General features: G+C 39.9%; 19 protein-coding genes and 2 pseudogenes. 11 read left to right on the top strand and 10 right to left on the bottom strand.

Annotation, left to right across the window (positions count from 1 at the left end):
* Nucleotides 1–9 precede the first annotated feature (9 nt).
* Complete coding sequence (locus ACE1AT_RS19565; protein ID WP_374871297.1) at nt 10–393, bottom strand: transposase; 384 nt, start codon at nt 391–393, stop codon at nt 10–12.
* Nucleotides 394–939: 546 nt separating this feature from the next.
* Here ACE1AT_RS19565 and ACE1AT_RS19560 point away from each other — a divergent pair.
* Nucleotides 940–1,365, top strand: a pseudogene (locus tag ACE1AT_RS19560) (magnesium transporter MgtE N-terminal domain-containing protein); the annotation flags it as partial.
* 244 nt (nt 1,366–1,609) lie between these two features.
* Here ACE1AT_RS19560 and ACE1AT_RS19555 read toward each other — a convergent pair.
* Complete coding sequence (locus ACE1AT_RS19555; protein WP_374871295.1) at nt 1,610–1,867, bottom strand: hypothetical protein; 258 nt, start codon at nt 1,865–1,867, stop codon at nt 1,610–1,612.
* 643 nt (nt 1,868–2,510) lie between these two features.
* Here ACE1AT_RS19555 and ACE1AT_RS19550 point away from each other — a divergent pair.
* The 7 genes from ACE1AT_RS19550 (at nt 2,511) to sfsA (ending at nt 10,461) form a co-directional block, all read left to right on the top strand.
* Nucleotides 2,511–4,118, top strand: a complete 1,608-nt coding sequence (locus tag ACE1AT_RS19550) for a peptide ligase PGM1-related protein (protein WP_374871293.1) — start codon at nt 2,511–2,513, stop codon at nt 4,116–4,118.
* Nucleotides 4,119–4,295: 177 nt separating this feature from the next.
* Nucleotides 4,296–6,083 (top strand): serine/threonine protein kinase, encoded by a 1,788-nt coding sequence (locus tag ACE1AT_RS19545; protein WP_374871291.1) that lies wholly within the window; start codon nt 4,296–4,298, stop codon nt 6,081–6,083.
* A 411-nt stretch (nt 6,084–6,494) separates the two neighbouring features.
* The gene (locus ACE1AT_RS19540; protein WP_374871289.1) at nt 6,495–7,058 is read left to right on the top strand and encodes a pentapeptide repeat-containing protein; all 564 of its coding nucleotides are present in this window, start codon (nt 6,495–6,497) and stop codon (nt 7,056–7,058) included.
* Between the two features lie 360 nt (nt 7,059–7,418).
* Nucleotides 7,419–8,603, top strand: coding sequence for a M20 family metallopeptidase (locus ACE1AT_RS19535; RefSeq protein ID WP_374871287.1), 1,185 nt, complete (start codon nt 7,419–7,421; stop codon nt 8,601–8,603).
* A 299-nt stretch (nt 8,604–8,902) separates the two neighbouring features.
* On the top strand, nt 8,903–9,154 hold the full coding sequence (locus ACE1AT_RS19530; RefSeq protein ID WP_374871285.1) for a type II toxin-antitoxin system Phd/YefM family antitoxin: 252 nt from the start codon (nt 8,903–8,905) through the stop codon (nt 9,152–9,154).
* Nucleotides 9,151–9,426: a type II toxin-antitoxin system RelE/ParE family toxin gene (locus ACE1AT_RS19525; protein WP_374871283.1), complete on the top strand. Its 276-nt coding sequence runs from the start codon at nt 9,151–9,153 to the stop codon at nt 9,424–9,426. The genes ACE1AT_RS19530 and ACE1AT_RS19525 overlap by 4 nt, the downstream gene beginning before the upstream one ends.
* Before the next feature lie 207 nt (nt 9,427–9,633).
* On the top strand, nt 9,634–10,461 hold the full coding sequence (gene sfsA / locus ACE1AT_RS19520) for a DNA/RNA nuclease SfsA (RefSeq protein WP_374871281.1): 828 nt from the start codon (nt 9,634–9,636) through the stop codon (nt 10,459–10,461).
* Nucleotides 10,462–10,492: 31 nt separating this feature from the next.
* On the opposite strand, the gene ACE1AT_RS19515 is transcribed toward sfsA, so the two are convergent.
* Nucleotides 10,493–11,989, bottom strand: coding sequence for an aldehyde dehydrogenase family protein (locus tag ACE1AT_RS19515; protein ID WP_374871279.1), 1,497 nt, complete (start codon nt 11,987–11,989; stop codon nt 10,493–10,495).
* Nucleotides 11,990–12,220: 231 nt separating this feature from the next.
* Here ACE1AT_RS19515 and ACE1AT_RS19510 point away from each other — a divergent pair, with 231 nt between their 5' ends.
* Nucleotides 12,221–12,667 (top strand): hypothetical protein, encoded by a 447-nt coding sequence (locus ACE1AT_RS19510; protein ID WP_374871277.1) that lies wholly within the window; start codon nt 12,221–12,223, stop codon nt 12,665–12,667.
* Nucleotides 12,668–12,819: 152 nt separating this feature from the next.
* Here the strand turns inward: ACE1AT_RS19510 and ACE1AT_RS19505 are convergent, their stop codons facing one another.
* The 4 genes from ACE1AT_RS19505 to ACE1AT_RS19490 all read right to left on the bottom strand — a co-directional run bounded on the left by ACE1AT_RS19505 (nt 12,820) and on the right by ACE1AT_RS19490 (nt 19,784).
* A complete protein-coding gene (locus ACE1AT_RS19505; RefSeq protein ID WP_374871275.1) occupies nt 12,820–15,099 on the bottom strand; it encodes an FdhF/YdeP family oxidoreductase in 2,280 nt (759 codons plus the stop codon).
* 216 nt (nt 15,100–15,315) lie between these two features.
* Nucleotides 15,316–16,686 carry a hypothetical protein gene (locus ACE1AT_RS19500; RefSeq protein ID WP_374871273.1) on the bottom strand — a complete coding sequence of 457 codons (1,371 nt, stop codon included), beginning with the start codon at nt 16,684–16,686 and terminating at the stop codon, nt 15,316–15,318.
* A gap of 21 nt (nt 16,687–16,707) precedes the next feature.
* Complete coding sequence (locus ACE1AT_RS19495; RefSeq protein ID WP_374871271.1) at nt 16,708–18,348, bottom strand: cyclic peptide export ABC transporter; 1,641 nt, start codon at nt 18,346–18,348, stop codon at nt 16,708–16,710.
* A 143-nt stretch (nt 18,349–18,491) separates the two neighbouring features.
* Complete coding sequence (locus ACE1AT_RS19490; RefSeq protein WP_374871340.1) at nt 18,492–19,784, bottom strand: glycosyltransferase; 1,293 nt, start codon at nt 19,782–19,784, stop codon at nt 18,492–18,494.
* Nucleotides 19,785–20,673: 889 nt separating this feature from the next.
* Here ACE1AT_RS19490 and ACE1AT_RS19485 point away from each other — a divergent pair.
* Complete coding sequence (locus tag ACE1AT_RS19485; protein ID WP_374871269.1) at nt 20,674–21,786, top strand: DegT/DnrJ/EryC1/StrS family aminotransferase; 1,113 nt, start codon at nt 20,674–20,676, stop codon at nt 21,784–21,786.
* Between the two features lie 66 nt (nt 21,787–21,852).
* Here ACE1AT_RS19485 and mnmE read toward each other — a convergent pair whose 3' ends face one another.
* Nucleotides 21,853–23,235, bottom strand: a complete 1,383-nt coding sequence (gene mnmE, locus ACE1AT_RS19480) for a tRNA uridine-5-carboxymethylaminomethyl(34) synthesis GTPase MnmE (protein ID WP_374871267.1) — start codon at nt 23,233–23,235, stop codon at nt 21,853–21,855.
* 197 nt (nt 23,236–23,432) lie between these two features.
* Here mnmE and ACE1AT_RS19475 point away from each other — a divergent pair, with 197 nt between their 5' ends.
* The gene (locus tag ACE1AT_RS19475) at nt 23,433–23,624 is read left to right on the top strand and encodes a hypothetical protein (protein ID WP_374871265.1); all 192 of its coding nucleotides are present in this window, start codon (nt 23,433–23,435) and stop codon (nt 23,622–23,624) included.
* Nucleotides 23,625–23,698: 74 nt separating this feature from the next.
* Here ACE1AT_RS19475 and ACE1AT_RS19470 read toward each other — a convergent pair whose 3' ends face one another.
* Both ACE1AT_RS19470 and ACE1AT_RS19465 read right to left on the bottom strand, forming a co-directional pair.
* The gene (locus tag ACE1AT_RS19470) at nt 23,699–24,427 is read right to left on the bottom strand and encodes a Uma2 family endonuclease (protein WP_374871263.1); all 729 of its coding nucleotides are present in this window, start codon (nt 24,425–24,427) and stop codon (nt 23,699–23,701) included.
* 68 nt (nt 24,428–24,495) lie between these two features.
* Nucleotides 24,496–24,799, bottom strand: a pseudogene (locus tag ACE1AT_RS19465) (hypothetical protein); the annotation flags it as partial.

The following is a 24,799-nucleotide window of genomic DNA, read 5'->3' as shown; positions in this document are numbered from 1 at the left end:
AGAATAAACTTAAAAATTCTTGAGGATATCAATATCTGCAATTTTATATATAATTTCTTGCTCCTCAATCATCGCCCTACGAATACGCTCAATCATGTAACAAGCAGTATTCTTATTAACCCCAATCTCTTTTGCAAGCTGACGCACACTGATACCTCCTGGTGAATCCAGCACAAGTCGAATCGCTATAAACCACTTCTGTAATTCTACATGAGTCTTGTGAAACAGAGTACCAACCGTAACACTATATGAAGTAAAACATTCGTTACAGTGATATCTGCGTTCACTTTTGTATGCAGTTGCTTTAGTTGAACCACAATACGGACACCTTGGCTTTCCAGCCCAGCGAATTTGCTCAAGCAGGGCAATGCATTCGTCGTTATTTAGTGTCATCGTTATGCTCGAAACTCTGAGCATAACAATGTCAAATTTTACTCTTAAATTCCTAGAGTTTTATTTATAAATTGACAAAAAACGACAGGAAAATATATCTTGTCGTTGTGTTATATTTTGCTTAATAATGTAAATATTTAAGTGAAATATTATTTACCTGTTCTTAACCTTTTCTCTCGCAATAATACATCTACCCAGGTTACATTTTTTCTGACAATGCGGGTACTGGTTGTTGACTGTAATCTACGATTCAATCACATCCAGACACCAAAGCCTGTATAGTAGGGTGCGTTATGCCTAACGCACCCTACAAAATTACACCCTGTTTTACCTAACTAGAGGTATTGACGGTTTTTGTCAAACCTGAAAATATGCAAGTTAACTGTTGCCAGGATAAAAAACTATAAAAATCTAGATAAAAACTTTACATCCACCCTAGCCCAAAGCAGAAAAAAATCATAAATTTGTTTTTTCCAATTCTCACTTTCCCCTCGACTAGGGGTAGCCTGATTCAAATTGGATTATCCCATCACTTTGATTGTTATTATGCAAACTCCAAACAATACGTCTCCTGTTCTCCAAGATTTTTCACGCAGGGAATTGCGGGATTTAGTGCGAGCGCAATTACAAAGTTTATTGGAAGTTGGGGACTTGCGTGGAGCTAAAGCCATTTTAGTACCTGTACAACCTGTAGATATTGCTGAAGCTATAGAAGGATTACCGGAAACAATGCACGCGATCGCTTTTCGGTTACTTTCTAAAGATGAGGCGATCGAAGTATACGAATATCTTGATTACACTGTCCAAGAACGATTGATTGAGGAACTCAGAAGTCAGGAAGTGCGTGAGATTGTCGAGTAAATGTCACCGGATGATCGAGCCAAGTTATTTGATGAGTTACCAGCAAAAATCGTCAAGCGTCTGTTAGAACAACTTAGTCCCGCAGAAAAAGAATCTACAGCTCAAATGATTATTTAGTAACTACTATTTGGCGCAAAAAGCCTGTAAATCTCCCAGAAGATGCTCTGATTGGAGTCATGTACCAAACATTTCAACCCAACGCGGATATAGTCATTAATCACACAGCACCAAATTGGCTGCTTACCGATACACAATTAATGCAAAATCACAACCAAGCATCTGTCAGTAGGAATTTGCAATCATCTAGTAAACACCCCCGTTCCCCCTCCCTATCTCCACAAATGATACTTAACTGTTAAAGTTGTGAATCACTGTCAGGGGCGACAATTTCACCTTCACCTAAACTCAGCACTAAGTCCTGATCGACAATCAGATCAGTGAGTTCCTTAGCTTGCAAATTCATTTCTTCACAAGCTTTTCTTAATTCCTGTGCAAAGGTATTCAAATCATCACCATAACCACATTGATAAGCGGCGGTTTCAATTCCCTGTTTGGCATTTGCTCTTGCACAATCCACTAAATCAGTACCATGCAAACGTGTTTTAGATGACATAATAAGCAGCTTTTTTTGATTTCAATTTGTTTGCCATATTATCAATCTCTCAAAGCTAACTCATCTCTCAAATGAAAGGTAAAAGTAGGTTTGTAGTGAGGACTTTAGTCCTCTAAGAGCTTAAAAAATTATAATCTCTAAAAATAGAACTCTTTGCTTACTACTTGTCGCTAGAACAAAAGTATGTAAACAAAAGAGCTTTTCCTCACACCAAAAGCACGCTCCTTGTTAACGAACCTCACTACACAAATCTGCCTTGATTAAAAATCGCTCCTCTCAGTAATTAAATTAACTGTTAAGTTATGGCAATTTATCATTCTCAAGATATAAACAAAAATAAAAATATATCAATCTTAAGAAGTAAACAAAATTAGGAAAATTTATTTCTCCTCAGTATTACTTTAGCAATAAAATTAACTCTTGTTTTTTAGCCGTGATTAATGGATGATTCACTATATATTGATCTCGATGAAAAAGAATCAGTTTTTCACTGAGTTTTTTATGCAATTCGTAAAATTTCAGCAACAAATTAATTAATTTCTAAGAAGTGTTGCATACCGTCCGCATTGGTTTATTACTTAGGATATATGTGAAATTAGGAAATCTGGCTGAGGGAACAAAGCAGGAGTACAGGGGTAAGATTATGCAAATATTAAACTTTTCTGATTTAGAGCAAACTGACCCGTTTAAATTTCTTCAGTTAACTTTGCGCGATCGCTGGCAAAGTATTGAAGGCCCTACCGAAAGCAGTGATGTAGATATATTAGTTATTCCCTCTCTTAGTATTGATCAGCGAGAACTTAAAAAAGTCGAAGGTTACGAACACTATGAAGAGCGATTATTATTCTCACTGATTCGTTTGTGGAATCCACGCAATCGATTAATTTATGTCACATCTGTGCCGTTACATCCTAGTATTATCGACTATTATTTACAACTTTTACCAGGCATACCCTTTTCCCATGCTCGCAATCGTTTGCTATTACTTTCCACCTATGATTCTTCCTTAAAACCCCTCAGTCAAAAAATTTTAGAACGTCCCCGCTTGCTGCGTCGTATTCGCCAAGCTTTAAGGCTTGATAAATCATTTATGATCTGCTATAATTCAACGCCATTAGAAGCAGAATTATCTGTCAAATTAAATGTACCATTATATGCTGCGGCACCAGAGTTGCAGATTTGGGGAACAAAAAGTGGTAGCCGTCAAATATTTGCAGAAACGGTCGTGCCATATCCAGATGGTAGTGAATTAGTTCACAGTGTTACCGATTTGGAAGAAGCTGCTGTGCAATTATGGGAACGCCAGCCGACATTAAAAAGAATGGTTGTAAAGCTCAATGAAGGCTTTTCAGGAGAAGGAAATGCGCTATTAGACTTAAGATCAGTGGCGGATGTCGCACCTCCTAATGGTTCTCATGCTGAACGTTTAGCAGCGATTAGCGATCGCTTGCCCAAAATGGGTTTTCAAACTAGCCAAGAGACATGGGAAAACTTTTCCGGACGGATTGCTGAGTTAGGCGCAATTGTAGAAGCATTTGTGGAGGGTGAAGTTAAGCGATCGCCCAGTGTCCAAGGACGGATTACACCGCTAGGTGAAGTGGAAATCCTTTCTACCCATGACCAAATTCTTGGTGGCCCAGATGGACAGATTTATCTTGGTTGTCGATTTCCTGCGGATGAAGCCTATCGTGTCCAACTGCAATTGTTAGGCACAAAAATTGGGATGAAATTGGCAGAAAAAGGCGCACTCGAACGATTTGGAGTCGATTTTATCGCCGTTGAGCAAGACAATGGACAATGGGATCTACAAGCAATAGAAATTAACTTGCGTAAAGGCGGAACCACCCATCCCTTTATGACCTTAAAATTATTAACCAACGGACGTTACGACTTTTCTACAGGCTTATTTTACTCCCAGCAAGGACGTCCCAAATACTACATCGCCACCGACAACCTGCAAAAAGATCGTTATCGAGGACTCTTACCTAACGACTTAATGGACATTATCGCCCATCACAGGCTGCACTTTGACACCGGCACAGAAACAGGTACTGTTTTTCATTTGATGGGCTGTCTGTCCCAGTTTGGTAAGCTAGGCTTAACCAGCATCGGCGATTCTCCTCAACAAGCAGACGAAATATATAATAAAGTCGTTAAAGTCTTAGATGAAGAAACCCATAGCAACAATCAAGATTATTCCTCCGTCTTAGAACATACTTTTCCCATGGCTTGGGATGGCTTTAGTTGTTAGGGAAAGGGGATCGGGGATCGGGTATTGATGTTTATTCTCTCTCTTGTCCTCCTTGTCCTCCTTGTCCCCCTTCCCAATTTTTAATTTTTAATTTTTAATTTTTAATTGATCAGCCCCCCTATCCCCAATCCCCGATCCCCTGATTATAATCAACTCAGCCATTGTCTTTGAGCGGTTGTGTTCAACACTACTGAAATTCACTGCATCAATCCAGACTGTCAGCGTCCCTATCCTCAGCGTTGGGGGAACAAATTCTGCCATTGCTGTGGTGCGCCTCTACAGCTGATAGATCGCTATGTCCCTATGAGGCGCTTGGGATCGGGAGGCTTTGCCCAAATTTACACAGTTTGGGATCAAAAAACTCAAACCCAAAGGGTGCTAAAGGTGTTGGTAGAAGATTCACCAAAAGCACGAGAGTTGTTTGCTCAAGAAGCATCAGTTTTAAGCAATTTGCGACATCCTGGCGTTCCCAAAGTCGAGTCAGATGGTTATTTTCAACGCGTTTGGGTTCATGGGAAGGGACAGCAGACTCTACCTTGTTTGGTGATGGAAAAAATTAATGGTCAAACTTTGGAGGAAGTATTATATAAGCAGTATCCTCAAGGATGTCCACAAGATTTGGTGTTGAATTGGTTAAGCCAAGCTGTGGAAATTTTACGGCATTTGCACCAACGCAATATTATTCATCGTGATATCAAACCTTCTAATTTGATGCTGCGTACTCTGTCTAAATCCCCCCTTGATCAAAGAAAAGGCAGAGAAGCAAATCAGCTGGTACTAATTGATTTTGGCGGAGCAAAACAATTTGCTGCAACAAGTGTTATTTCTCAACCACGATCTACAAAGTTGTTTTCTTCTGGTTATAGTCCGCCTGAACAGGTGATGGGAGGCCATGTTGAACCCAGTGCTGATTTTTATGCTCTGGGCCGAACAATGATTGAGTTACTGACGGGTAAGCATCCAGTGGACTTAGAAGATCCCTTGACGGGAGAGTTGCACTGGCGTTCACAATGTCGTGTTCACCCACAGTTAGCAGATTTGCTCGATGAAATGATCCAAGAAGAAGCGCGATCGCGTCCGGAAAAGACAGCTGTCATCCAAAGACGTTTAGCACAGATTGATCAATCACTACCAAATCCTGTAGGGACAAACAGAACAAACAGTCGCAACATAACTTTAGTTCTTACCAACACTCGATTATCTCCGATTCTGAGATTTTTCTCTAATTTAAGAAAACAAATTCAAAACTCTGTTGTTAATTTTGTCCAAGCCATTGGTCAAATAATTCTTTTTGTATTTGGTGCGATCGCTAAAGTTATTCGCGCCTGTTTGGATACTATTTGGACAATGATTCTCACCAGCGTTGGCGCTGCTGGAGGTACTTTTTTTGGTTATGTTTTAGCCAATTACACAGAATGGGGAAAACAAGTTGGCGAATCCTTGTCTAGTCAATTATCTCTTTTGTTAGGGAACAATCAGTCCGTGTTGGGATCAGAAATTCTTCTGTTTGCTGGCGCTGGATTAGGTACTGCATGGGGAATAGTGACAGCCGGAGGTTATGGACAGCGACGACGGTTTTTAGCTGCATCGTTGATGGGAATTTTTGGTTATGGATTTGGCTGGTTCATTCTGCAATTAATCACACCAAAAGAAGATGGTGAAGGATTGATAGCCTTGATTTTAGCAGCGGTTTCACTGCTAACCCTGGGCTTAGGTCTGCGTAGCCATCATATAGTTCATGCTGTGGTTACTGCTTTTGGTACAGCACTACCATTTGCATTTTTGCTTTATGTCGGTCTACCACCGAGCATATTCAACGACTTTTTTAATCCTACCAATAACTGGCATGAATTATTGTGGAAAATAGGTTTTTTTGGTTTGGTAGGTGTTGTAATTAGTTTTTGGTTGGGAGTGAGTCATTACTTAGTCGTGCCTGGATTGCGCTTGTTGGGATGGCGTGATTGAAAAGGGCATGGGGTATGGGGCATGGAGAAGAGACTTGTTAAATAATTCTCCCTTGTCCACGCCACGTGCTACAACGCTCTTAACCCGCAAGGGCGCAGTGGCTCCCCTTGTCCCCCCCTATGCCCAATATCAGCAAAATTAAATACTCAAAATAAGAATTCCCCCTTGCCTTTTGGTTATTTCGGCTTGGGGGAATGCAATATTTCGTTGGCTATAGAGTTTCAGTATAATGTTTGATGTTTTTATTCTATAAACTTTAGTTTGGTTTTGACTAGTGAAATCACTAGGTTTTACAGTAGTTTTACAGTTTCTTGATGTCTGCTTTATACCGATAAATTTTTGCGTCAATCCTATTATGATAACAGTACATCACCTAAGTGAATTTTCAACTTTGAAATTACTGTAAAAAACATGAAATTCCAGATTATCGCCACAGCTGCCTTGTTAGCCTGTATTGGAGTTACAGAGCAGGCTTTTGCTTTTAATCAACTAGATTTAGACCAGCTAAAAGCATCAGGTTCTTGTCCTCGGTGCGATTTAAGTGGTGCTGATTTAAGTAGAGCTAATTTGACTGGAGCAAATTTACGCGAAGCTAATCTGAAAGCAGCTATTTTAACTGGTGCGAATCTCACCAATGCCGATCTGACAAGTGCAAATCTGGAAAGTGCTACATTAACTGGAGCAAATCTCACCGCTGCTTCTTTTACAGGTACATATCTTAAAGGAGCATCCCTAGATAATACAAATCTGAGTTTTACTGGTTTTATTGGTGCCAATCTCGAAGGTGCTAACCTGAAGGGCGCTAGAGAACAATTTACTAATTATCGAGGCGCAAACTTCCGAGTCACCACTCTATCCAATGGTGTGATCACCTCTAATAAGCCTTATTGGTGGTCTTTACAGCGTTTTTCCCCAGGACAATGTAACAAATTTAACGAAGATAAAATTAGTGGCTCAACCTGTTCTACAGATTGATAAGTAAAAACAAAAAGCCTAAAAGCTTTATCAGACTGAATTTTAGTGGTTGGAATGTTGACTTCATCTATTTCCATCCACTTATTAATATTTAAGTATAAAAAATACATTATATTAAGCTATTAAATTTCTTCCTTATCCCCCTTGTCCTCCTTGTCCTCCTTGTCTCCCCAATCGCAAGAGCCAGAAACTGAAAACAAGCTAAATTACTCTTGACTGCGGAGTACTTTAAATGTCAAAGTACTTGGTCAATTAGTTTACATTAACTGAGCTTCAGTAACACTCGTTGTTGTGAATAAAAGTTATTTGTAGATTAACACTTCTTTATCATTAAACTAAAGACTTTAAAATAATAGAAAAATGCTTAGTCGTATTAAAGATTTAGCAACAATGATCGCTCCACGTCTAATAGAAATTCGTCGCCATATCCACTCTCACCCAGAACTGAGCGGTCAAGAGTACCAAACAGCCGCCTTTGTGGCTGGAGTTTTATCTTCCAGTGGACTGCATGTACAAGAAGGAGTAGGTAAAACGGGTGTGATCGCAGAATTGCGAGGTACAGGTGAGGATAAACGGATTTTAGCAATTCGTACTGATATGGATGCTTTACCCATACAGGAACGTACCGATGTAGAATTTACTTCTCGTACAGAAGGTGTGATGCACGCTTGTGGTCATGATGTTCACGCCACAGTCGGTTTGGGAACTGCGATGATTTTGTCTCAGATTTGCGAAGAGATTCCTGGGAAAGTACGATTTTTATTTCAGCCCGCCGAAGAAATTGCTCAAGGAGCAAGCTGGATGGTATCAGATGGAGCAATGGATCAAGTTAGTGGTGTTTTGGGTGTTCATGTTTTTCCTTCGATCCCCGCAGGTTCAATAGGTGTGCGTTATGGCGCCTTGACGGCGGCGGCTGATGATCTAGAGATTATGATTATGGGCGAATCAGGACATGGCGCTCGTCCCCACGAAGCCATCGATGCTATTTGGATCGCTTCCCAAGTTATTACTACACTACAGCAAGCAATTAGCCGCACACAGAATCCTTTGCGCCCAGTAGTATTAAGCATAGGCAAAATTAACGGTGGTAGAGCGCCGAATGTGATTGCTGACAAAGTTCAGTTATTGGGAACAGTGCGATCGCTTCATCCCGAAACCCGTGCTAATTTACCCAACTGGATTGAAAAGTTAGTTGCTAGTGTCTGCAATTCCTACGGTGCGAAATATGAAGTCAACTATCGTCAGGGAGTTCCTAGTGTGCAGAATGATTACTTCCTGACACAGTTATTACAATCATCCGCAGAAGAAGCATGGGGAAGCGATCGCGTCCAAGTTTTACCAGAACCTTCCCTTGGTGCAGAAGATTTTTCTGTATATTTAGAACACTCTGCTGGTAGTATGTTTCGTTTAGGTGTGGGTTTTCAAGATCGGCTCATAAATTATCCACTCCACCATCCCCTATTTGAAATTGATGAATCAGCGATCGTCACTGGAGTTGTGACAATGGCATATACAGCCTATAAGTACTGGCAACACGTCATTTAGCCTTTAAATGCTCGAAAATTAGGGCTTTTATCTTGAGAATTGACAAATAAATTGAGTAGCAAATTTGCAGTACCTTAAAAGTCCGGACACTCGGAATCTACCACGTTCGGATGGCAGTAGTGTCGGAGAACCGTTGGCACTTCATCACCAATCCACAACGCAACTTTGTCAGGGGTCACGCCAGAGGTAATAGCCCAAGTGGCAAATGTATGACGCGTGGCGTAGGGCTTGAGAACTAAAAACAAGCAGATCAACTATAATAAATATACAAATTTTATATTTTGTACATTTTGTTCAAAATGACAAATTCTATCAGTGCAACAGAAGCCCGTGCCAATCTCCAAGAGTTAATAAATCGTGTCGAGTATGGACGGGAACGTATTGTAATCGAGCGACACGGCAAAGCAGTGGTTGCAATGATCGCCCTAGAAGACCTCAAACGACTAGAAGCCCTAGAAGATGCCATCAACTCTGAACAGTTACGCCGTGCTGTTGCAGAAAACGATGGATTTACAACTTTAGAGGCAGTCATAGCCCGTTATGAAGAATGAGCGATCGCTACACTCTGAGAATTGCTAAAACCGCAGAAAAAGATTTATTAGACCTACAATCCAAGCAATTCAAGCAAGTTGTATCAAAAATTTTCTCTTTACAAGGCAACCCTAGACCGCAAGATTGTAAAGCTTTAAAAGGCTATGAAGGCGGTTATCGTGTTGACCAAGGAGAATATAGAATCCTTTACACGATTGATGATGACAATCAACTGGTTGATATTTTCCGTGTAGGAAAACGAAACGATGATGAAGTTTACAAAAACTTATAAGTAATCGCACAGAATTATTTACACTCAATATTTTGCCAGACTCAGTACCGTACAATTCTTAAAAAATTGTGTAAATAGTAACAAAGCCGATGTGAGTGCAAACATCGGCTTTGTCTTGAGTAGCGTTAACTAAGCTGATTGAAACATTTAAAATAGACACTGGCAATAAGCTACTGAACCTCAAAAGATCCCCTAAACCACTAACTAATGACTACCGACTACCTTTACTATTACCCAACTTTATATCCTGGTGTCTTACTCAGACGCTATAAACGCTTTTTTGCTGATGTTGAACTTGCTTCTGGGGAGGTAGTTACAGCACATTGTCCCAATACAGGGCCAATGACAGGAGTTTGCATTCCTGGTAATGCAGTGCAGCTTTCTAAAAGCGATAATCCTAACCGCAAATTAGCTTACACTTGGGAATTAATTCAAGTGCATGACAATGAACCAACGTGGGTAGGGGTTAATACAGGTTTACCAAATCGCATCATTAAATTAGCATTAGAAAAAAATCTTTTTCCCCAATTGGGTAAGTATAATCAAATTCGTGGTGAAGTTGTTTACGGACAAGATAAAAAAAGTCGAGTAGATTTTTTTCTATCTACAACTGCAACAGTAGAGCAACAATCAAACTCACTCTCAATTGAAATAGATCACCCAATTCTATCTCAACAAGCATCACGAGAAAACAGTGCATTACTATTAGCTGATCATGAACGTCCGATTTATTTAGAAGTCAAAAACACCACTTGGACACAAGGTAAATTAGCCCTATTTCCAGATACAGAAACAACACGAGGACAAAAACACCTGCGAGAATTAATGGCACTGCTCCCCCAAAGTCGAGCGGTCATGCTTTACTTTATTAATCGGGGAGATTGTGAAGAATTTGCCCCTGGTGATAGTGCTGATCCTATATATGGAAAATTATTACGGCAAGCAATATCTTTAGGTTTAGAAGTTCTTCCTTGTCGTTTTGAAATCTCACCAATAGGTATCCGCTACTTAGGATTGGCAAAACTTAAAATCTGATATTATAAATAAAAGCATTTGTGAACAATTCCTATTCGCGATTGTCAATCTGCGCTCGTTGCAAGCTACCAGAAAAGTCTACGTACACTGTCTTCCACTCCGTGAAAACGTCTAAGGCGGTAGTTCCAGCTTCTCGGTGTCCGTTACCTGTTTGTTTGACGCCACCAAAGGGCAAATGTACTTCTGCACCAATAGTCGGACCATTAATATAAGTTATTCCCGCTTCGATATCGCGCATGGCTGTAAAAGCGCGGTTAATGTCACGGGTGTAAATGGAGGAAGAAAGACCGTATTTGGTGTTGTTGAGGATTGCGATCGCTTCCTCAAAACTATTCACTTCTATTAATGCTACCACTGGGCCGAATATTTCTTCTTGGGCAACTCGCATTTCTGGCGTCACTTCGTCAAGAATAGTTGGTTGAAAGAAGTAACCGTGTTTTAGTTCTCCATCTGTTGCTATTTCTCCGCCAATTAATACTTTTGCTCCTTCTGTATGGGCAATATCCAGATATTTGCTAACTCGTTGCAGTTGTCTTTCGTTGATAATCGGCCCGATTTCTGTATTCGGATCACTACCAGCACCAAGGCGCAATTTACTAGTACGCTCTTTCAGCATCGTGGTAAATTTTTCTTTGATATCCCGATGCAGGATCAAACGACTGGTAGCGGTACAGCGTTGACCGGCTGTACCAAATGCTCCCCAGACTGCGCCATCTAAGGCTAGTTCCAAATCTGCATCTTCCATGACGATTTGAGCATTTTTACCACCCATTTCCAAACAGACACGTTTGTGGGTGCGTCCACAGATAGAGCCAACTTCTGCACCTGTTTCGGAAGAACCTGTGAAAGATACCAAATCTATATCAGGATGAGAAACTAGGGCTTTTCCAACTTCTTCGCCCACGCCATGCACTAGGTTAATTACACCTGGTGGTAAACCTGCTTCGACAAAAATTTCTACTAATTTTGTCGCACAGGCGGGGGTATCTTCTGCTGGCTTGAGGATAACGGTGTTACCACATACTAAAGCTGGCATTGCTTTCCAGCAAGGAATAGCAACCGGGAAATTCCAGGGAGTAATTAAGGCGCAGACTCCGATAGGCATCCGTACCGTCATCGCAAATTTGTTGGGCATTTCTGATGGTGTGGTTTGCCCAAACAAGCGTCGCCCTTCGGCTGCACTATAAAAAGCACAGTCAATACCTTCTTGTACATCTCCCCGCGCTTCTGCTAGGGGTTTACCCATTTCCTGGCAGATTAATTGTGCCAGTTCTTCTTTGTATTTGCTTAAAATTTCCCCAACTTTAAAAATATATTCTGCTCTAGCTGGGGCGGGGACTAATCGCCAACTCTGGTAAGCTTGGCGTGCTGCAACTACTGCTGCTTCTACATCAGTTGCAGCAGAACGCGCAAAATTAGCAATGACTTCACGCTTGTTAGCAGGATTGCGGCTTTCTAAAGTAGCTCCCGCAGTAGCGGTTAACCATTGACCATCAATATAATTACGACAAGTTAGTGGAGTGGTCATTCAATTTTAGATTTTGGATTTTGGATTTTAGATTTTGGATTTTAGATTTTGGATTGGTTTTACAGATAAATCTGGTAACTTCCCAATCCCCCGTTCCCCATTCCCTGTTTCCCATTTTCAAGATAGGCTTTACAAGAAATTCTACTGAACGTACTAATATCACGGACGTAGTTATGGACGATCAGTTTCTATAATTAATAAGACGAACGGGAGAAATCCACGAGGCAATAAATGAAACTCAAAAATTTGTCACTCATAGCCGCAGCTGTTGTTCTCAGTTTTACAGCCATGCCACAGCGCTCTGTGCAAGCAGAAAGCGCTCCAAAAGTTCCCTTGCAACTTGCACAAGCTAGCCAACAAGCACAACCACCCCGTATTCAGCTATCACAGCAACAACAACAAAAGATTTCCCAAATTCGTGCTAACGCCCGTAATAGCATTGAGAAGGTTCTGACACAGAAGCAACGCGATCAAATTAAGGTTGCTATGCAATCAGGCCAGCCTCCTCAACAAGCTTTTGCTGCACTAGATTTTACACCACAACAAAAAACCCAATTGCAGCAAATTTTGGCGTCTTCACAACAGCAGATGGAAGCTGTTCTGACTCCCCAACAAAAGAAACAACTAGACGAATATCGCCAAAATGTAAGACGCCAGCAACAACAACAACAAAAATAGTAACCTACAACATATCCGGTTATTAACTATATCGACTCCTTGTCCTGTCAAACCGCAGGTTTGAATTGGTTAGCGGTCAATTCGTCACCGGCCAAAAATTCATCCCACATCTGACCTGTACTCAGGCAGTGTGAGATGAATTTTTGTTTAAGCTAAAGTTTCTTGTTCTCGTTGTTAATCCCCGATCCCCGATCCCTAATTTCCAATCGCACCAGAGCATTATAGTCTGGTACACCTTCGCGCGATCGCTTGCTTTTATCTAACAACACATTCCCCTCTGGCCAGTGAATCTGCAAATTACCAGGCTGAATCGGTGCAATATATACTTTTCCCTGAAACTCTCCCAACTGATTTTTGAGCATGACTGCATCCCCATCTTTCAACCCCAACCTATCTGCATCAGCAGCATTCATTAATACCGCTTCTCGGAATGCGCCTGTAATGGCATCTTTGCGTTCTTGTACCATACTGTTAAATTGTTTACCCCGACGGGTTGCGACTAAAAAACAATCTGGTGGTAAAGGTGCATTGCTCTGCGCCCCTACACTAGGAGACAATGGTGCAAAATGCGCCTTGCCATCAACTGTGGGAAAATTCCAGCCAAAGCATAGATGTGAACCACCATACTGAAATTGATCGCCTGCTTGCTGCAAATGTTGAATCCCTGCATACAGAGGAATAACTTGAGCAATTTCTTGCCGCATCATAGCTGTATTTTCAAAATTTAGAGCCGCTAAATTTCGCGTCTCTACAACGCGCCTTGCTAATTCCATAAACACTTCCCACTCCGGACGCGCCTCTCCTATTCTGGGGCCAGGAATTTCTGGACTGAAAATGACTCGGCGTTCGGTACTAGTCTCTGTCACTCCTCCAGCTATTTCGTAGCGAGTTGTCGCGGGTAAGAGTACTACAGTATCGTTTGGTTCCACTAACATTTGACTGGAGAGAACAATATCCATGTGAACTCGCAACGGTACACGCTGAAGCGCCTCTTCCACATAATCAGGTTCTGGTAGCACTTCCAAGAAATTTCCACCCACAGAAAACAATACATCTAATTGCCCGTTGTATGCAGCATCAATCATCTCTGGAGCAATTAAACCCTTACTTGTAGGTACTTCAAACCCCCAAAGCTGACTTAACTGGGCTGCATTTTCGGGAGTAATGGGTTTACCACCAGGAAACACCGTGGCGTAACATCCCATCTCTGCGCCACCCTGCACCCCAGAATGACCGCGAATTGGCATTAAACCACAGCCTTCGCGACCAACAAAACCTCTAGTGAGAGCAAGATTAATAATAGCTCTAACATTATCTTCGCCGCATTCATGCTGAGTAATACCCATACTCCAAACAAACACGGCTTTTTTGGCTTCTCCTACCATTTTGGCAAAGGCGTACATCTGTTCACGAGTACTACCCGAAAGTTTTTCTAATTCTTCCCAAGTTTGATTTTCCAGGCTTGTCTTTAAATCTGCAAAACCACTGGTGTAATGATCAATAAACGATTCGTCTATCCAACCATTGGCAATTATATGCTTGATGGTGCCATTTAAAAATGCCATGTCACCACCCATATTGATCAAAAAGAAATCTTCAGCAAATTTGGTGCCAAACAAAGCACTTTCAGGAATGGAGGGAACCCAGTAGCGTTCCATCCCTGGTTCGCGGTAGGTGTTAATGACAACAATCTTTGTACCAGCTTTTTTGGCATAATGCAGATATTTGACTGTAACAGGCTGATTGTTGGCGACATTCGAGCCAATAAAGACTAATAAATCAGTACCCACCCAGTCTTTATAAGAACAAGTCGTCGCCCCCACACCTAAAGCTGCTTTCAGTCCGGCGGTGCTGGGAGAATGGCAAATACGGGCAGCATTATCAATATTGTTTGTTCCCATCGCCCGTACAGCTTTTTGAGTAGCATAATAAGTTTCGTTGACAGTGCCACGACTGGTAATGTAGAAACTGAGGCGATCTGGTGTCGTGGCACGGATATGAGTAGCAATTACATCTAAAGCTTCATTCCAGCTAACTCGGCGGAATCCTTTTTCTCCACATCGGCGGAGCATCGGGTATGGGAGGCGTCCGAATTCCCGCAATTCAGCACTTTTGTACATCTGTAGCTGTTCCACATTAGCCAGTAATTGGTGGTCAAAAGCTGGCATGGTGTTCATGCGTAATAACCGCAGGCGAACGTTACATAAATGTATTCCTTCTAACGTCCAATCTTTCATCCCGGTTGTACCTAAAGCACAACCGTCACAAACTCCCTGATTAAGAATCTCCCAAGCATAGGGTAAGCGATCGCGCGACAACCAAATCGCTCGAAATACCTCCCAGTAGTTATTCGGATACTGCTCTCCAATACCAAATGGCTTCCAACTTGCCCAGTTTGACGGTGTCCAGTATTTCTTAGGTTTAGGCAACATGACGAACTTTGCAAAGATAATAAATCCACCATTTTTAAGCTAACGTTTTGAGTAGCAATTGAGTACAATCGATGCTGCTCAAAAGCTTCAATACTGTTTCTCCAAACCGCGCACTCGAATTAATAGAAGAACAGGCACAAAACGAGCTTTTCATATCGGAGATCAACCGCCAAAGGTTTCTCAGATGATTTATACGCAAAATGCCAGTCTTTTATTTTACCAACTAGCTTTTGTTTTACTTCCTTGTAGTATGTCAGGATTATCTAAACTTTTCTTCTTGATATTTTGAGAATTTAAAAAGGCAATTACTAAAGTTTTTACCTTTTTAAATACTGTTTTTATATTTATTTTATCCCTCCCCTGTAAGATTTTCAAAAATTGAATTGGTTCTGCAAAAATAGATAAAGGTATTTGATTAGATACTATGAATTTAATATTATGGACGCCATAGCATAATTTCAATCCTTGATAACCACTATCCCATCTAAATATTTGTTCAATCCAAGCGTTTGTTTGTTCTTCCCCAGTTGTCATGTCGGTAAGACTAGGAGTTCTGTTTATGGAAACAACATCTAAGAATATTTTGCCTATAAAACCCGCATGTTTAGCTAAAATAGTAAGGTGAGAATCTTCACTTCTTGTACCTGGATACCTTTGAGAAATTACCACTAACAAGCTAATGAGAACATCAGTCTTTCCTAGTGTGCCTCCTCCTGGCATCCATTGGTAGCCGATGTATCTACCATGAACAGCATCTAGAAAAAATTGAAGAGGAGGAATTTCCTCACTAAAGTTAGGCAGGAGAACTTTCATTCCATCTAATATACTTTTTTGGTAAACAGCAAATTTGTTTCTTGTACCAAGAATATCTATTTCGGGTTCATTCTTAAGTTTGTTTACCATTAACATAAGACCATTAGATTCTGGCTCTATAAATGCATACTTTTGCTCCACTAAAAATTGAGATTCGGCATCAAAAGCAACTAAAATTGCAGGTGGTATCCATCCATTCTCTATACTCCTGAGTAGTAAAGAAGCATAAATATCTCCCAAAACCCGGATTTTACCTGCTGTATATTCTCCCTTTTTTTGATGGACAACAAATATTCTGTGCTGGGAAGATTGGTAATCAATATTGCTTAAGGAATAAACTTCTCCTTCACACTTTGCATTATCAAAAATTTTAGCTGGAATATTGTTTGCAAGCTTTTCCCCAGTATATAAATGAATGACTTGAACATTTGGAATCAAACTAAAGCGTTCAATAACAGACTGACATTCAAAGCCATTATTCAGACCAATAACTATATCAGCAATCACCCCAATTTCAGAGATTTTTGTAATGATCTTGGGGATAGTATATGGTAAATAATTTTCGGCTCCTTTTGCCACAGCAACAACCCCCAATATTCTTGTGCTATCAAAAGTATTATTAGTTATAGTCTTAATCCATTCTCTACAAGACAAAACACTCTCTACGTCTGATCTCAATCTTATATTTTGTTTTTCACGTAATGAAACTTTTGCTTTAAAATTATTAGTTAACAAGCCAGTTTTAACGATTTTATTGAGATTTGTAAAAAGCATTTTTTGGTACTCCTCACAGAATCAAATGTTAAGTAACTTAGGATTTTTGTCGTATTTAACTTTGCCGTATTCCAGCTTTACGATACGGTCTGCAATGTGAAAATATCGGTCATCGTGGCTGATAACGAGGACAGTTTTACCTCTACTTTTTAGTTCTGGTAGAAGTTGTGTGTAGAATATTTCTTTAAAAACAGGATCTTGGTCTGAAGCCCATTCATCAAACATATAAATGGGACGATCTTCTAGATAGCTAGTGAGTAAAGCAAGACGCTTACGCTGTCCCTGAGAAAGATTTGTTGTAGAAAGGACGCCATCCTTGACCTTAACTTTATGGTCAAGTTGTAGTTGGACAAGATAGTTTTGAGCTTGAGCATCTAGGTTGTTACTTTCTAAACCTAGTAAACGCTCAAAAATATAGAAATCAGAAAATACTACTGAGAATTGCTGACGATACCATTCTCTATTGTGATTATCGATGAGCTTCCCATCTAGATGAATTTCTCCAGTTTCAGGGATATAAAGACCAGAAATTAGTTTAGCAAAGGTAGACTTACCACTACCGTTACCTCCTACGAGAAAAATTAATTCTCCTGGATGTAATTTCAAGTTAATAGGGCCAAGAATAAAGTTTGTTTCCTCTCGCTCCTGATAATAAGTATGAGTGACGTTCACTAGTTCTAAATACTGCCAAAAATTTTCTGAATAAAGCCCTTGTTCAGAATGAGTTTCGTTTGAGTAGTTAGGCAATGAAAGACCCAGAGATTCAACTTTTTTTAATGCCACTAAGACTCTAATTATATTGGGCAACATACCCATGATGTGTTCCAAAGGTGACATCACATAGATGATAGTCAGGGCATAAGCAGATAGGATTGTGGGAGGAATTTTTGTGATAGAAGGTAGAGTGAATAACAACAAACCGATAGCAACAAAAAAAAGAATTTGTCCCCAACTACCAGTAGCTGCAAAAACACTCATTCCGACAATATTATGATGGCGGGATGATAGAGCAGTAGTACGAAGGTCTTCTCTGAGAAATGATAGCCGTCGCTCACGATGCAGCTTGAGTTCCTTTGTACCTTGAGTTATGGCGCAGAAATGCTTAAATAACCTATCTTCCTGCTCGCGAGCCAATTTCAGTAAGGACATGGCTTTGATCATTGGTAGTAAATAGCTGAATATTCCCACCAACAGGAAGCAAAAACCGATAATGAATACAGTAGTAGACAGCCAACCGAGGTAAATTAGGCAGGCAATTACAACGGCGATATTGATACAGAAGAAAGGAATAATTAAAACTGTGCTAGAAATTGTTCCAATATCTTCAGTCAGGGTAGCTAAAAGACGATAAGCACCAATTTGTTCTAACTGACGTAAGGGAGAAGCTAGTATACGGCGGCTTAACAACATCCGCAGGTCGAAAATGGCTTTTTCTGAAAGATTAATGAGTAAAACTTGAGAAGCTAAATTAGCAATTAGTCGTACTAGACACAGAGCAGCAAAGCTCCAAACTAAGGTATTAGTTGATGGTTGATTCTGATTCAATGTGGCATTAATTAGGGCAATCAGACCAGCAGCACAACCGCCACTAAGAATACCAGCCAACACGGCTAGGCTAAGGAGAAGAGCGGAAGTGCGTAACAGAAGGCGGAAAAGGTTCATTGCTTATCCTTAACTGCCAAAGGATTTAAATTTCAGAGCAAACGATATTGGGTTTTGTAGAGCAACAGATTTGGATCTGCTCTTTATTTAAACATTTAGGATGCTCTCTTCAGTACGTCGTATCCTTACTTTTAGATTTAGAGTTATCTCTGCTTTAGCTTTGCTATTTGAACAAGTTCATAAAGTTTGTTCTCAAATTTTTGCATACATACTGACCAATCAAAATTAATTACAGATAGACGAGCCTGTTGAGACATTTCTTGTTTGAGGTCAGGATTTTCTAGAATTGTAATTACCTTTTCTGCAAAGTCTTTTGGGTTATTAGGTTTTGCTAAAAAACCATTTTGACCGGGAATTACCTGTTCTACATTTCCTCCTGCACGGGCGGCTACAACAGGTGTTCCAGAAGCTAATGCTTCACTATTTGTTGTACAGAAATTTTCAGTAATGGAGGGGTTAACAAATACATCTGCTCGAGCAAACCAACCCAAAAGTTCTGTTCCGTAGGATTCACCCCAAACAGTAACACTGGATTTAAACCTTTCGGCGTCGCGGCGGATCTCCTTGTATTGGGAACCCTTACCAACAATGACTAGATGAACATCAGGAATTTTGGCGGCAATGAATGAAAATATGTTTAGCAGTTGAATGACGTTCTTTTCTGGAGCAAGACGTCCGACAAACAGGAGAGTTGGTCGGTGATCGTTAGGAATTGGGTTATAACAGAGATTGAGGGGGTGAAATTTTTCGCAATCGACTCCTTGATAAGGTAAGTACTCACTGCGCTGACATTTTAAGCTTTTATATTTAGCAAGCTGTTGTTGAGAAGGAAATAAATTTAGGTCATAAGCCTTACTGAACTGCTTGACTAGAGTGGGAATAATAGGACGTAGTAAATTGAAGAAGAAGTTACCTAAGTAATATCGAATGTAAGCAATGATATCAGTATGAAAGATAGATATGATTGGAATACCTCTTTTATTTGCATATTCAACTCCTATCGGCCGACCGTAACCTTGCAAGAAAAGTGAATAATACCCCCTTATATGGGGTGCTTCTTCAACAACCACGATATCAGGTTGAAAGCCTTCCAATAATTTGGAATCATTCCAATGGCGGTAGTTCAGTGGTTGAGGAAGAGTCTTGTATAAAATTAGCGGTTCTGTTGGATATGCATAGGAGCAAAAATTAGGAAAAGACTGTAGCTCTGTTAGTCCTGGCATCGGACGACAACTAATCTCTTTAGGATACTGCTCGTTAATTTCTGGGTGAATAAGAAAGACTTCATGCCCCTGTTTTAGTAACCAATGCGCCCGTTGGTGTACAGCAACTGAAACTCCTGTTAAGAATGGCGCATACGCTCCTGTAATCAGTGCAATGCGAAGAGGCCGCTTTATCTGACGAGGTTGCTTTGTTAGAAGAAGTTGCTGTTTCATAAAAACTATATTTCCTGCTAAATTTGTCATTACAAATACTTTCATTCAGTACTTCAAGATTAATTTTTATAAAAAGATATAGAAATCAAATTTGCATCTTGTAAGTACACCGAGAAAGAAAACTTTGTATAGCAAGCTTATAGCCAGCTTTTTTTACATCAGATCGGATTCCTATAGCAAAATCGATTTTTATTATTTGCGTATTTTATAGACAGAGATATTTTTAAATCTCACTATTAAACATGATCATATTGGCTCTTTGAATTGATACACATATTATGCTAATGAGATATTTAAATTCAACTCATATGCAACATTTTTAATTTTGTAATTCATATTACATCTTTCCAAATGTCATAGTAGAGAATTCTTTATAAAATACAGCAATAATACCAATTCTTCGTGAAGCTGCATAGAATTTTACCCCTCCCCGCAAGCGGGGAGGAGTGGCGAAGCCGGGGTGGGGTCTTTGTATGCGTCTTCATATAGAATTGGTATAAGTCCCAAATAGAGTAAATAATATTGACTTAGGTAGTGCTATTAGGACTAGTATTGTGGATTAATGACAAAACAAATATATTTTGACTATTTTAGATATTAATTGGATTGAAGTTGCATTGAAGTTGCATATGAGTTGAAAATCAGTATCTCTTCAAGATAAGATATGAAACAGTCCAATTTAACGAAATAAATCCATGTAAATGTATAGCAGTTCTATTTAATTACTGAACTTACTTGTAAAGATAGGCAACTCTATAACAAATAAGAATAGACATAGAGGTTTAATTAGTTATTTTTCATATTAGATATGAGTTTTGCATAAAGATTTTTTAATCTTTGTCTGAGAATACTTGAACGCAAGTATTACTAACAAAAGGCTTGCTCAAAAATGTATAAAATTCCTATTTATCAACCAAGTCTATTTGGCAATGAAAAAAAATATGTAAACGATTGTCTTGATTCTAATTGGATTTCTTCTAAAGGAAAATATGTATCTTTATTCGAGAGGGAATTTGCAAAATATGTTAATGTAAAACATGCTACAGGAGTATGTAATGGGACAATGGCTTTACATCTAGCCTTATTAGCAGTTGGTATAGGTTGTGGGGATGAGGTAATTGTTCCAACACTAACTTATATTGCTTCAGTGAATGCTATTGCTTATACAGGTGCTACTCCTATATTTGTTGATTCTCTTTCTGATACATGGCAAATAAATCCTCAAGAAATTCGTAGAAATATAACAAATAGAACTAAAGCTATTTTAGTTGTACATCTATACGGTCATCCTTGTGAAATGTCAGTTATTAAAGAAGTAGCTGATGAATATAAACTATTTCTGATTGAAGATTGTGCTGAAGCTATAGGTTCTAAATATAAAAATCAGCATGTAGGTACTTTTGGTGATGTAGCTACTTTTAGTTTCTATGGAAACAAAACTATCACAACTGGTGAAGGAGGAATGTTGATCACCAACGATCAAAGTATCTTTGAACTTGCACTTCATTTCAACAGACAAGGTTTAGCTAAGTATCGAGAGTATTGGCATGATGTAGTTGGTTACAATTACCGTATGACTAATATTTGTGCAGCGATAGGTTTAGCTCAAATAGAAAAAATTAATGAAATTTTGCCAAAAAAGCGCCATATTGCTGAACTATACAATAAATGCTTAAAAGATACAAAATTAAAAGTTCATCCTGAAATTGGTAATGTTTTTCATTCATACTGGATGGTTTCTATTCTCATTCCTGAAGCAAATCAACGTGACAAATTGAGAGAATATTTAGCCGAAGCAGGTATTGAAACTCGACCAGTTTTTTACCCAGTTCATACTATGCCGATGTATTCTCAGAGATATGAACGCCATAGGGTTGCTGAGGATATTGGTCGGCGTGGTATAAATCTTCCCAGCTATCCCGATTTGAAAGATGAGGAAATTGAATATATATGTGAAGTATTGAAAAAGTTTGACTTGAACTTAGACCATGATCAGACTTGATAAAAACTAAATTTAAAATTATTTAAATGACAAATGACAAATAATAAATGACCAATGGTCAATTTATTATTTACCAATACAAAACCGACTAAAAATCCTATCCAAGACAGATTCTGTTACCTCTTCTCCTGTAATTTCCCCTAAAGCATGAATTGCTCCGCGTAGATCAATTGTCCAAAAATCGAGAGGTAATTGTTGAGCGATCGTTGCTTGCACTTGTTCTAAAGATGTTTTGGCTTTAACGAGTGCGGCGGCTTGTCTTCGATTAATTGCCAAATCCATGTCAGCAGCTTGGATTTTCCCGGCTTGTACTTGCTCTAAAATAGCTGTTTCTAGAGCTTCAATTCCTTGATTTTGGGCTACTGCTGTTTTCACAACTTGGTTAATTTCTCTGGAATACTGTACTGTTTGGGCTGATGCTAGGTCAATTTTATTAATCACTAAAATTAAAGGACGATGTTTTACCTGTGCGTAAATTTCTTGATCATCTGCTGTCCATCCTGCGGAAGCATCAATGGTGAGCAGGACTAAATCAGCAGCTTGGGCAGCACTGCGAGAACGCTCGACCCCAATTTTTTCCACTTGGTCTTCTGTGGCTCGAATACCCGCAGTATCTAACACCTGTACAGGAATTCCACCGACAACTAATTGTGATTCCACAACATCACGAGTTGTACCAGGTAAGTCAGTGACAATGGCGCGATCGCTCCTACTCCAAGCGTTCAACAAACTGGATTTTCCTACATTCGGACGCCCGACAATCGCTACTTTTAAACCTGTGCGTAACAGTTCGCCCTGATCAGCAGTTGCGAGTAGCTTAGTTATTTTTGTGGAAATTCTGTCAATTTCTGATATAATACTTTCATAATCCAGCGGCGCTAAGTCTTCCTCAAAATCAATCCGCGCTTCAATTTCCGCTAAGATATCCAAACATTGACCACGTAATAGCCGAATTGGTTGAGCTAGTTTGCCTTGTAAACCAGCCAAAGCAGTTTGTGCAGCTTGGGGCGATCGCGCTCCGACTAAATCAGCTATACTTTCGGCTTGGGTTAAGTCTAAGCGTCCATTTAAAAACGCCCGTAAGGTGAATTCTCCAGGCTGTGCAAGTCTAGCGCCATTTTCCAAACATAGTTGCAACACCTGCTGTACTGCCATAATTCCTCCGTGACAATGGAACTCGACAACATCTTCACGGGTATAGGAACGAGGAGCTTGCATGATCAGCAGTAGTGCTTCATCTACTAGTTGTCGTGTTTGAGGATGACGAATATAACCATAGAGAATGCGGTGACTTTCCCAAACTTGACGCCCAGGCGCATGAAAAATAGTTTTGGCAATGGGTATTGCTTCTAAACCAGAGACGCGCACAATTCCAACGCTACCTTGTTGGGGAACAATAGCAGTTGCGATCGCAGCGATGGTTCCAGTTGTGGCAAAAGTTTCCGACATCGGCGCCTTTTTCAGGAATGATGATTGAATCTATAAGTTGATTGTAGTGAATGACTGAGTTTTGACTCTGCACGGCGGTTATGATTTTAGAAATGTTACATCAATGTTTCCAGAAGCAGTCACAAGGTTAAGATTTATGAGAATAGCTCAAGTATTCTTGCCTAACAGCAATTACTAGTGTGATCAAGGAGGTCAGCGTGGAAGAGGGTAAAACAAATAATCCCCAAGCCAGCGACAAAGAGAATATTAAAGATGAAAAATCTTATGTAGAGGAGGCTTCTAAGTTTATCGAAGAAACTTCTTTAGACAAGATGCATGAGATTGCTGAAGCTGCAAAACTCAAAAAACTTATGGAACCGCCAAAATGGGTATTTCCAGAAGATCCATAGTCATGAATTTCTAAAACACTATTTACCTCTCTGCACCCCCCACTTCGGGGGATTTTAAATTTATAAATCTGAAATTACAAAGAATCTGGATCTACACCTAATTCTCGCAGTTTTGCTGCCAAGCGATCGCTTCTTTGTTTTTCTTGTTCAGCATGTTGTTTTTCTTGTTCCGCACGTTGCATTTCCTGTTCCGCAACTTCTTCTGGTGTGGGAACTAGTTCACCTGCTGCTGTAAAAAAGCGTAATTTTTCCTGATAGACTCCCAAGAATAAATCTAGCTGTTGACTCCATAACCAGCCTTGAGGATTTGATTCGATGGGTTGATAAGTTCCACCAACCAAAATAAATCCAGCAAATTCCAAATTATTCGGATCAAACCAGAAATATTCGGGTGTACGAAAGATATCTTGATAAATCTGTTTTTTTAAACCTTTATCAGTTGCTGCTGTTGAAGTTGAGAGTAGTTCAATAATTAAGTTTGGATATTTCCCATCTTCTTCCCAAACCACCCAACTTTTACGCGGTTTGCGTTCAGTCCCCAGCACCATGAAAAAATCAGGGCCACGAAAATGTTCTGACTTGCGCTGACGAGGGCTATAGTAGACGGTAAGATTTCCGGCGGCGAAAAAATCGGTGCGATCGCGCCACCACCAATCTAAGCATTTTAACAACAGCAGCATTTGCTGTAAATGAAAATATGTTTCCAAAGGCGGTTCATCACTGTCTAAATCACCAGGAGGAAATATAATAACATCTTCTGGTGGTTCCAATTCTGGGGTTTCTATTTCTTTGGCGACAGACATGGCTGCAAGTGTAGTGGGCGATATAAATTTATAGTAGATGATATAAATTTAGGGTAGCAGTGAATTCCCTAGTCTTCGCTTCTCAAGGTTTGAGCTATCAAGTAGACTTTAGTCCATTCACCCATTGCTTGATATGTTTTGAGTTTCAACTGTTGTGCTACACCTTCTATAGTATTTCCTGCTTGTCGTAGTTCTAGAACCTGTCGCTGAGTTGGGGTCAATTTTTCATGTAATTGCTGAAGTTGGTTTGGTGTCAGTCCCAGATTATGATCTTTTAATGATGTTTGTAGCCAGGATTCGACTAGTTCTGGTTTATCTTTGAGAGCAAAAACACGCACTGCGTGGTAGCTCACTTTTTCTCGTAACCGATAA

The organism is Pelatocladus sp. BLCC-F211 (assembly GCF_041928655.1).
GTDB lineage: Bacteria > Cyanobacteriota > Cyanobacteriia > Cyanobacteriales > Nostocaceae > Pelatocladus.
This window is presented reverse-complemented; position numbering and strand designations above follow the sequence as displayed.

Excerpts from the sequence above, each read along its gene's own strand:
- ACE1AT_RS19565 (WP_374871297.1), bottom strand. The coding sequence starts at position 393 with ATGACACTAAATAACGACGAATGCATTGCCCTGCTTGAGCAAATTCGC.
- ACE1AT_RS19555 (WP_374871295.1), bottom strand. The coding sequence starts at position 1,867 with ATGTCATCTAAAACACGTTTGCATGGTACTGATTTAGTGGATTGTGCA.
- ACE1AT_RS19550 (WP_374871293.1), top strand. The coding sequence starts at position 2,511 with ATGCAAATATTAAACTTTTCTGATTTAGAGCAAACTGACCCGTTTAAA.
- ACE1AT_RS19540 (WP_374871289.1), top strand. The coding sequence starts at position 6,495 with ATGAAATTCCAGATTATCGCCACAGCTGCCTTGTTAGCCTGTATTGGA.
- ACE1AT_RS19535 (WP_374871287.1), top strand. The coding sequence starts at position 7,419 with ATGCTTAGTCGTATTAAAGATTTAGCAACAATGATCGCTCCACGTCTA.
- ACE1AT_RS19530 (WP_374871285.1), top strand. The coding sequence starts at position 8,903 with ATGACAAATTCTATCAGTGCAACAGAAGCCCGTGCCAATCTCCAAGAG.
- ACE1AT_RS19525 (WP_374871283.1), top strand. The coding sequence starts at position 9,151 with ATGAGCGATCGCTACACTCTGAGAATTGCTAAAACCGCAGAAAAAGAT.
- sfsA (WP_374871281.1), top strand. The coding sequence starts at position 9,634 with ATGACTACCGACTACCTTTACTATTACCCAACTTTATATCCTGGTGTC.
- ACE1AT_RS19515 (WP_374871279.1), bottom strand. The coding sequence starts at position 11,989 with ATGACCACTCCACTAACTTGTCGTAATTATATTGATGGTCAATGGTTA.
- ACE1AT_RS19510 (WP_374871277.1), top strand. The coding sequence starts at position 12,221 with ATGAAACTCAAAAATTTGTCACTCATAGCCGCAGCTGTTGTTCTCAGT.
- ACE1AT_RS19505 (WP_374871275.1), bottom strand. The coding sequence starts at position 15,099 with ATGTTGCCTAAACCTAAGAAATACTGGACACCGTCAAACTGGGCAAGT.
- ACE1AT_RS19500 (WP_374871273.1), bottom strand. The coding sequence starts at position 16,686 with ATGCTTTTTACAAATCTCAATAAAATCGTTAAAACTGGCTTGTTAACT.
- ACE1AT_RS19495 (WP_374871271.1), bottom strand. The coding sequence starts at position 18,348 with ATGAACCTTTTCCGCCTTCTGTTACGCACTTCCGCTCTTCTCCTTAGC.
- ACE1AT_RS19490 (WP_374871340.1), bottom strand. The coding sequence starts at position 19,784 with ATGAAACAGCAACTTCTTCTAACAAAGCAACCTCGTCAGATAAAGCGG.
- ACE1AT_RS19485 (WP_374871269.1), top strand. The coding sequence starts at position 20,674 with ATGTATAAAATTCCTATTTATCAACCAAGTCTATTTGGCAATGAAAAA.
- mnmE (WP_374871267.1), bottom strand. The coding sequence starts at position 23,235 with ATGTCGGAAACTTTTGCCACAACTGGAACCATCGCTGCGATCGCAACT.
- ACE1AT_RS19470 (WP_374871263.1), bottom strand. The coding sequence starts at position 24,427 with ATGTCTGTCGCCAAAGAAATAGAAACCCCAGAATTGGAACCACCAGAA.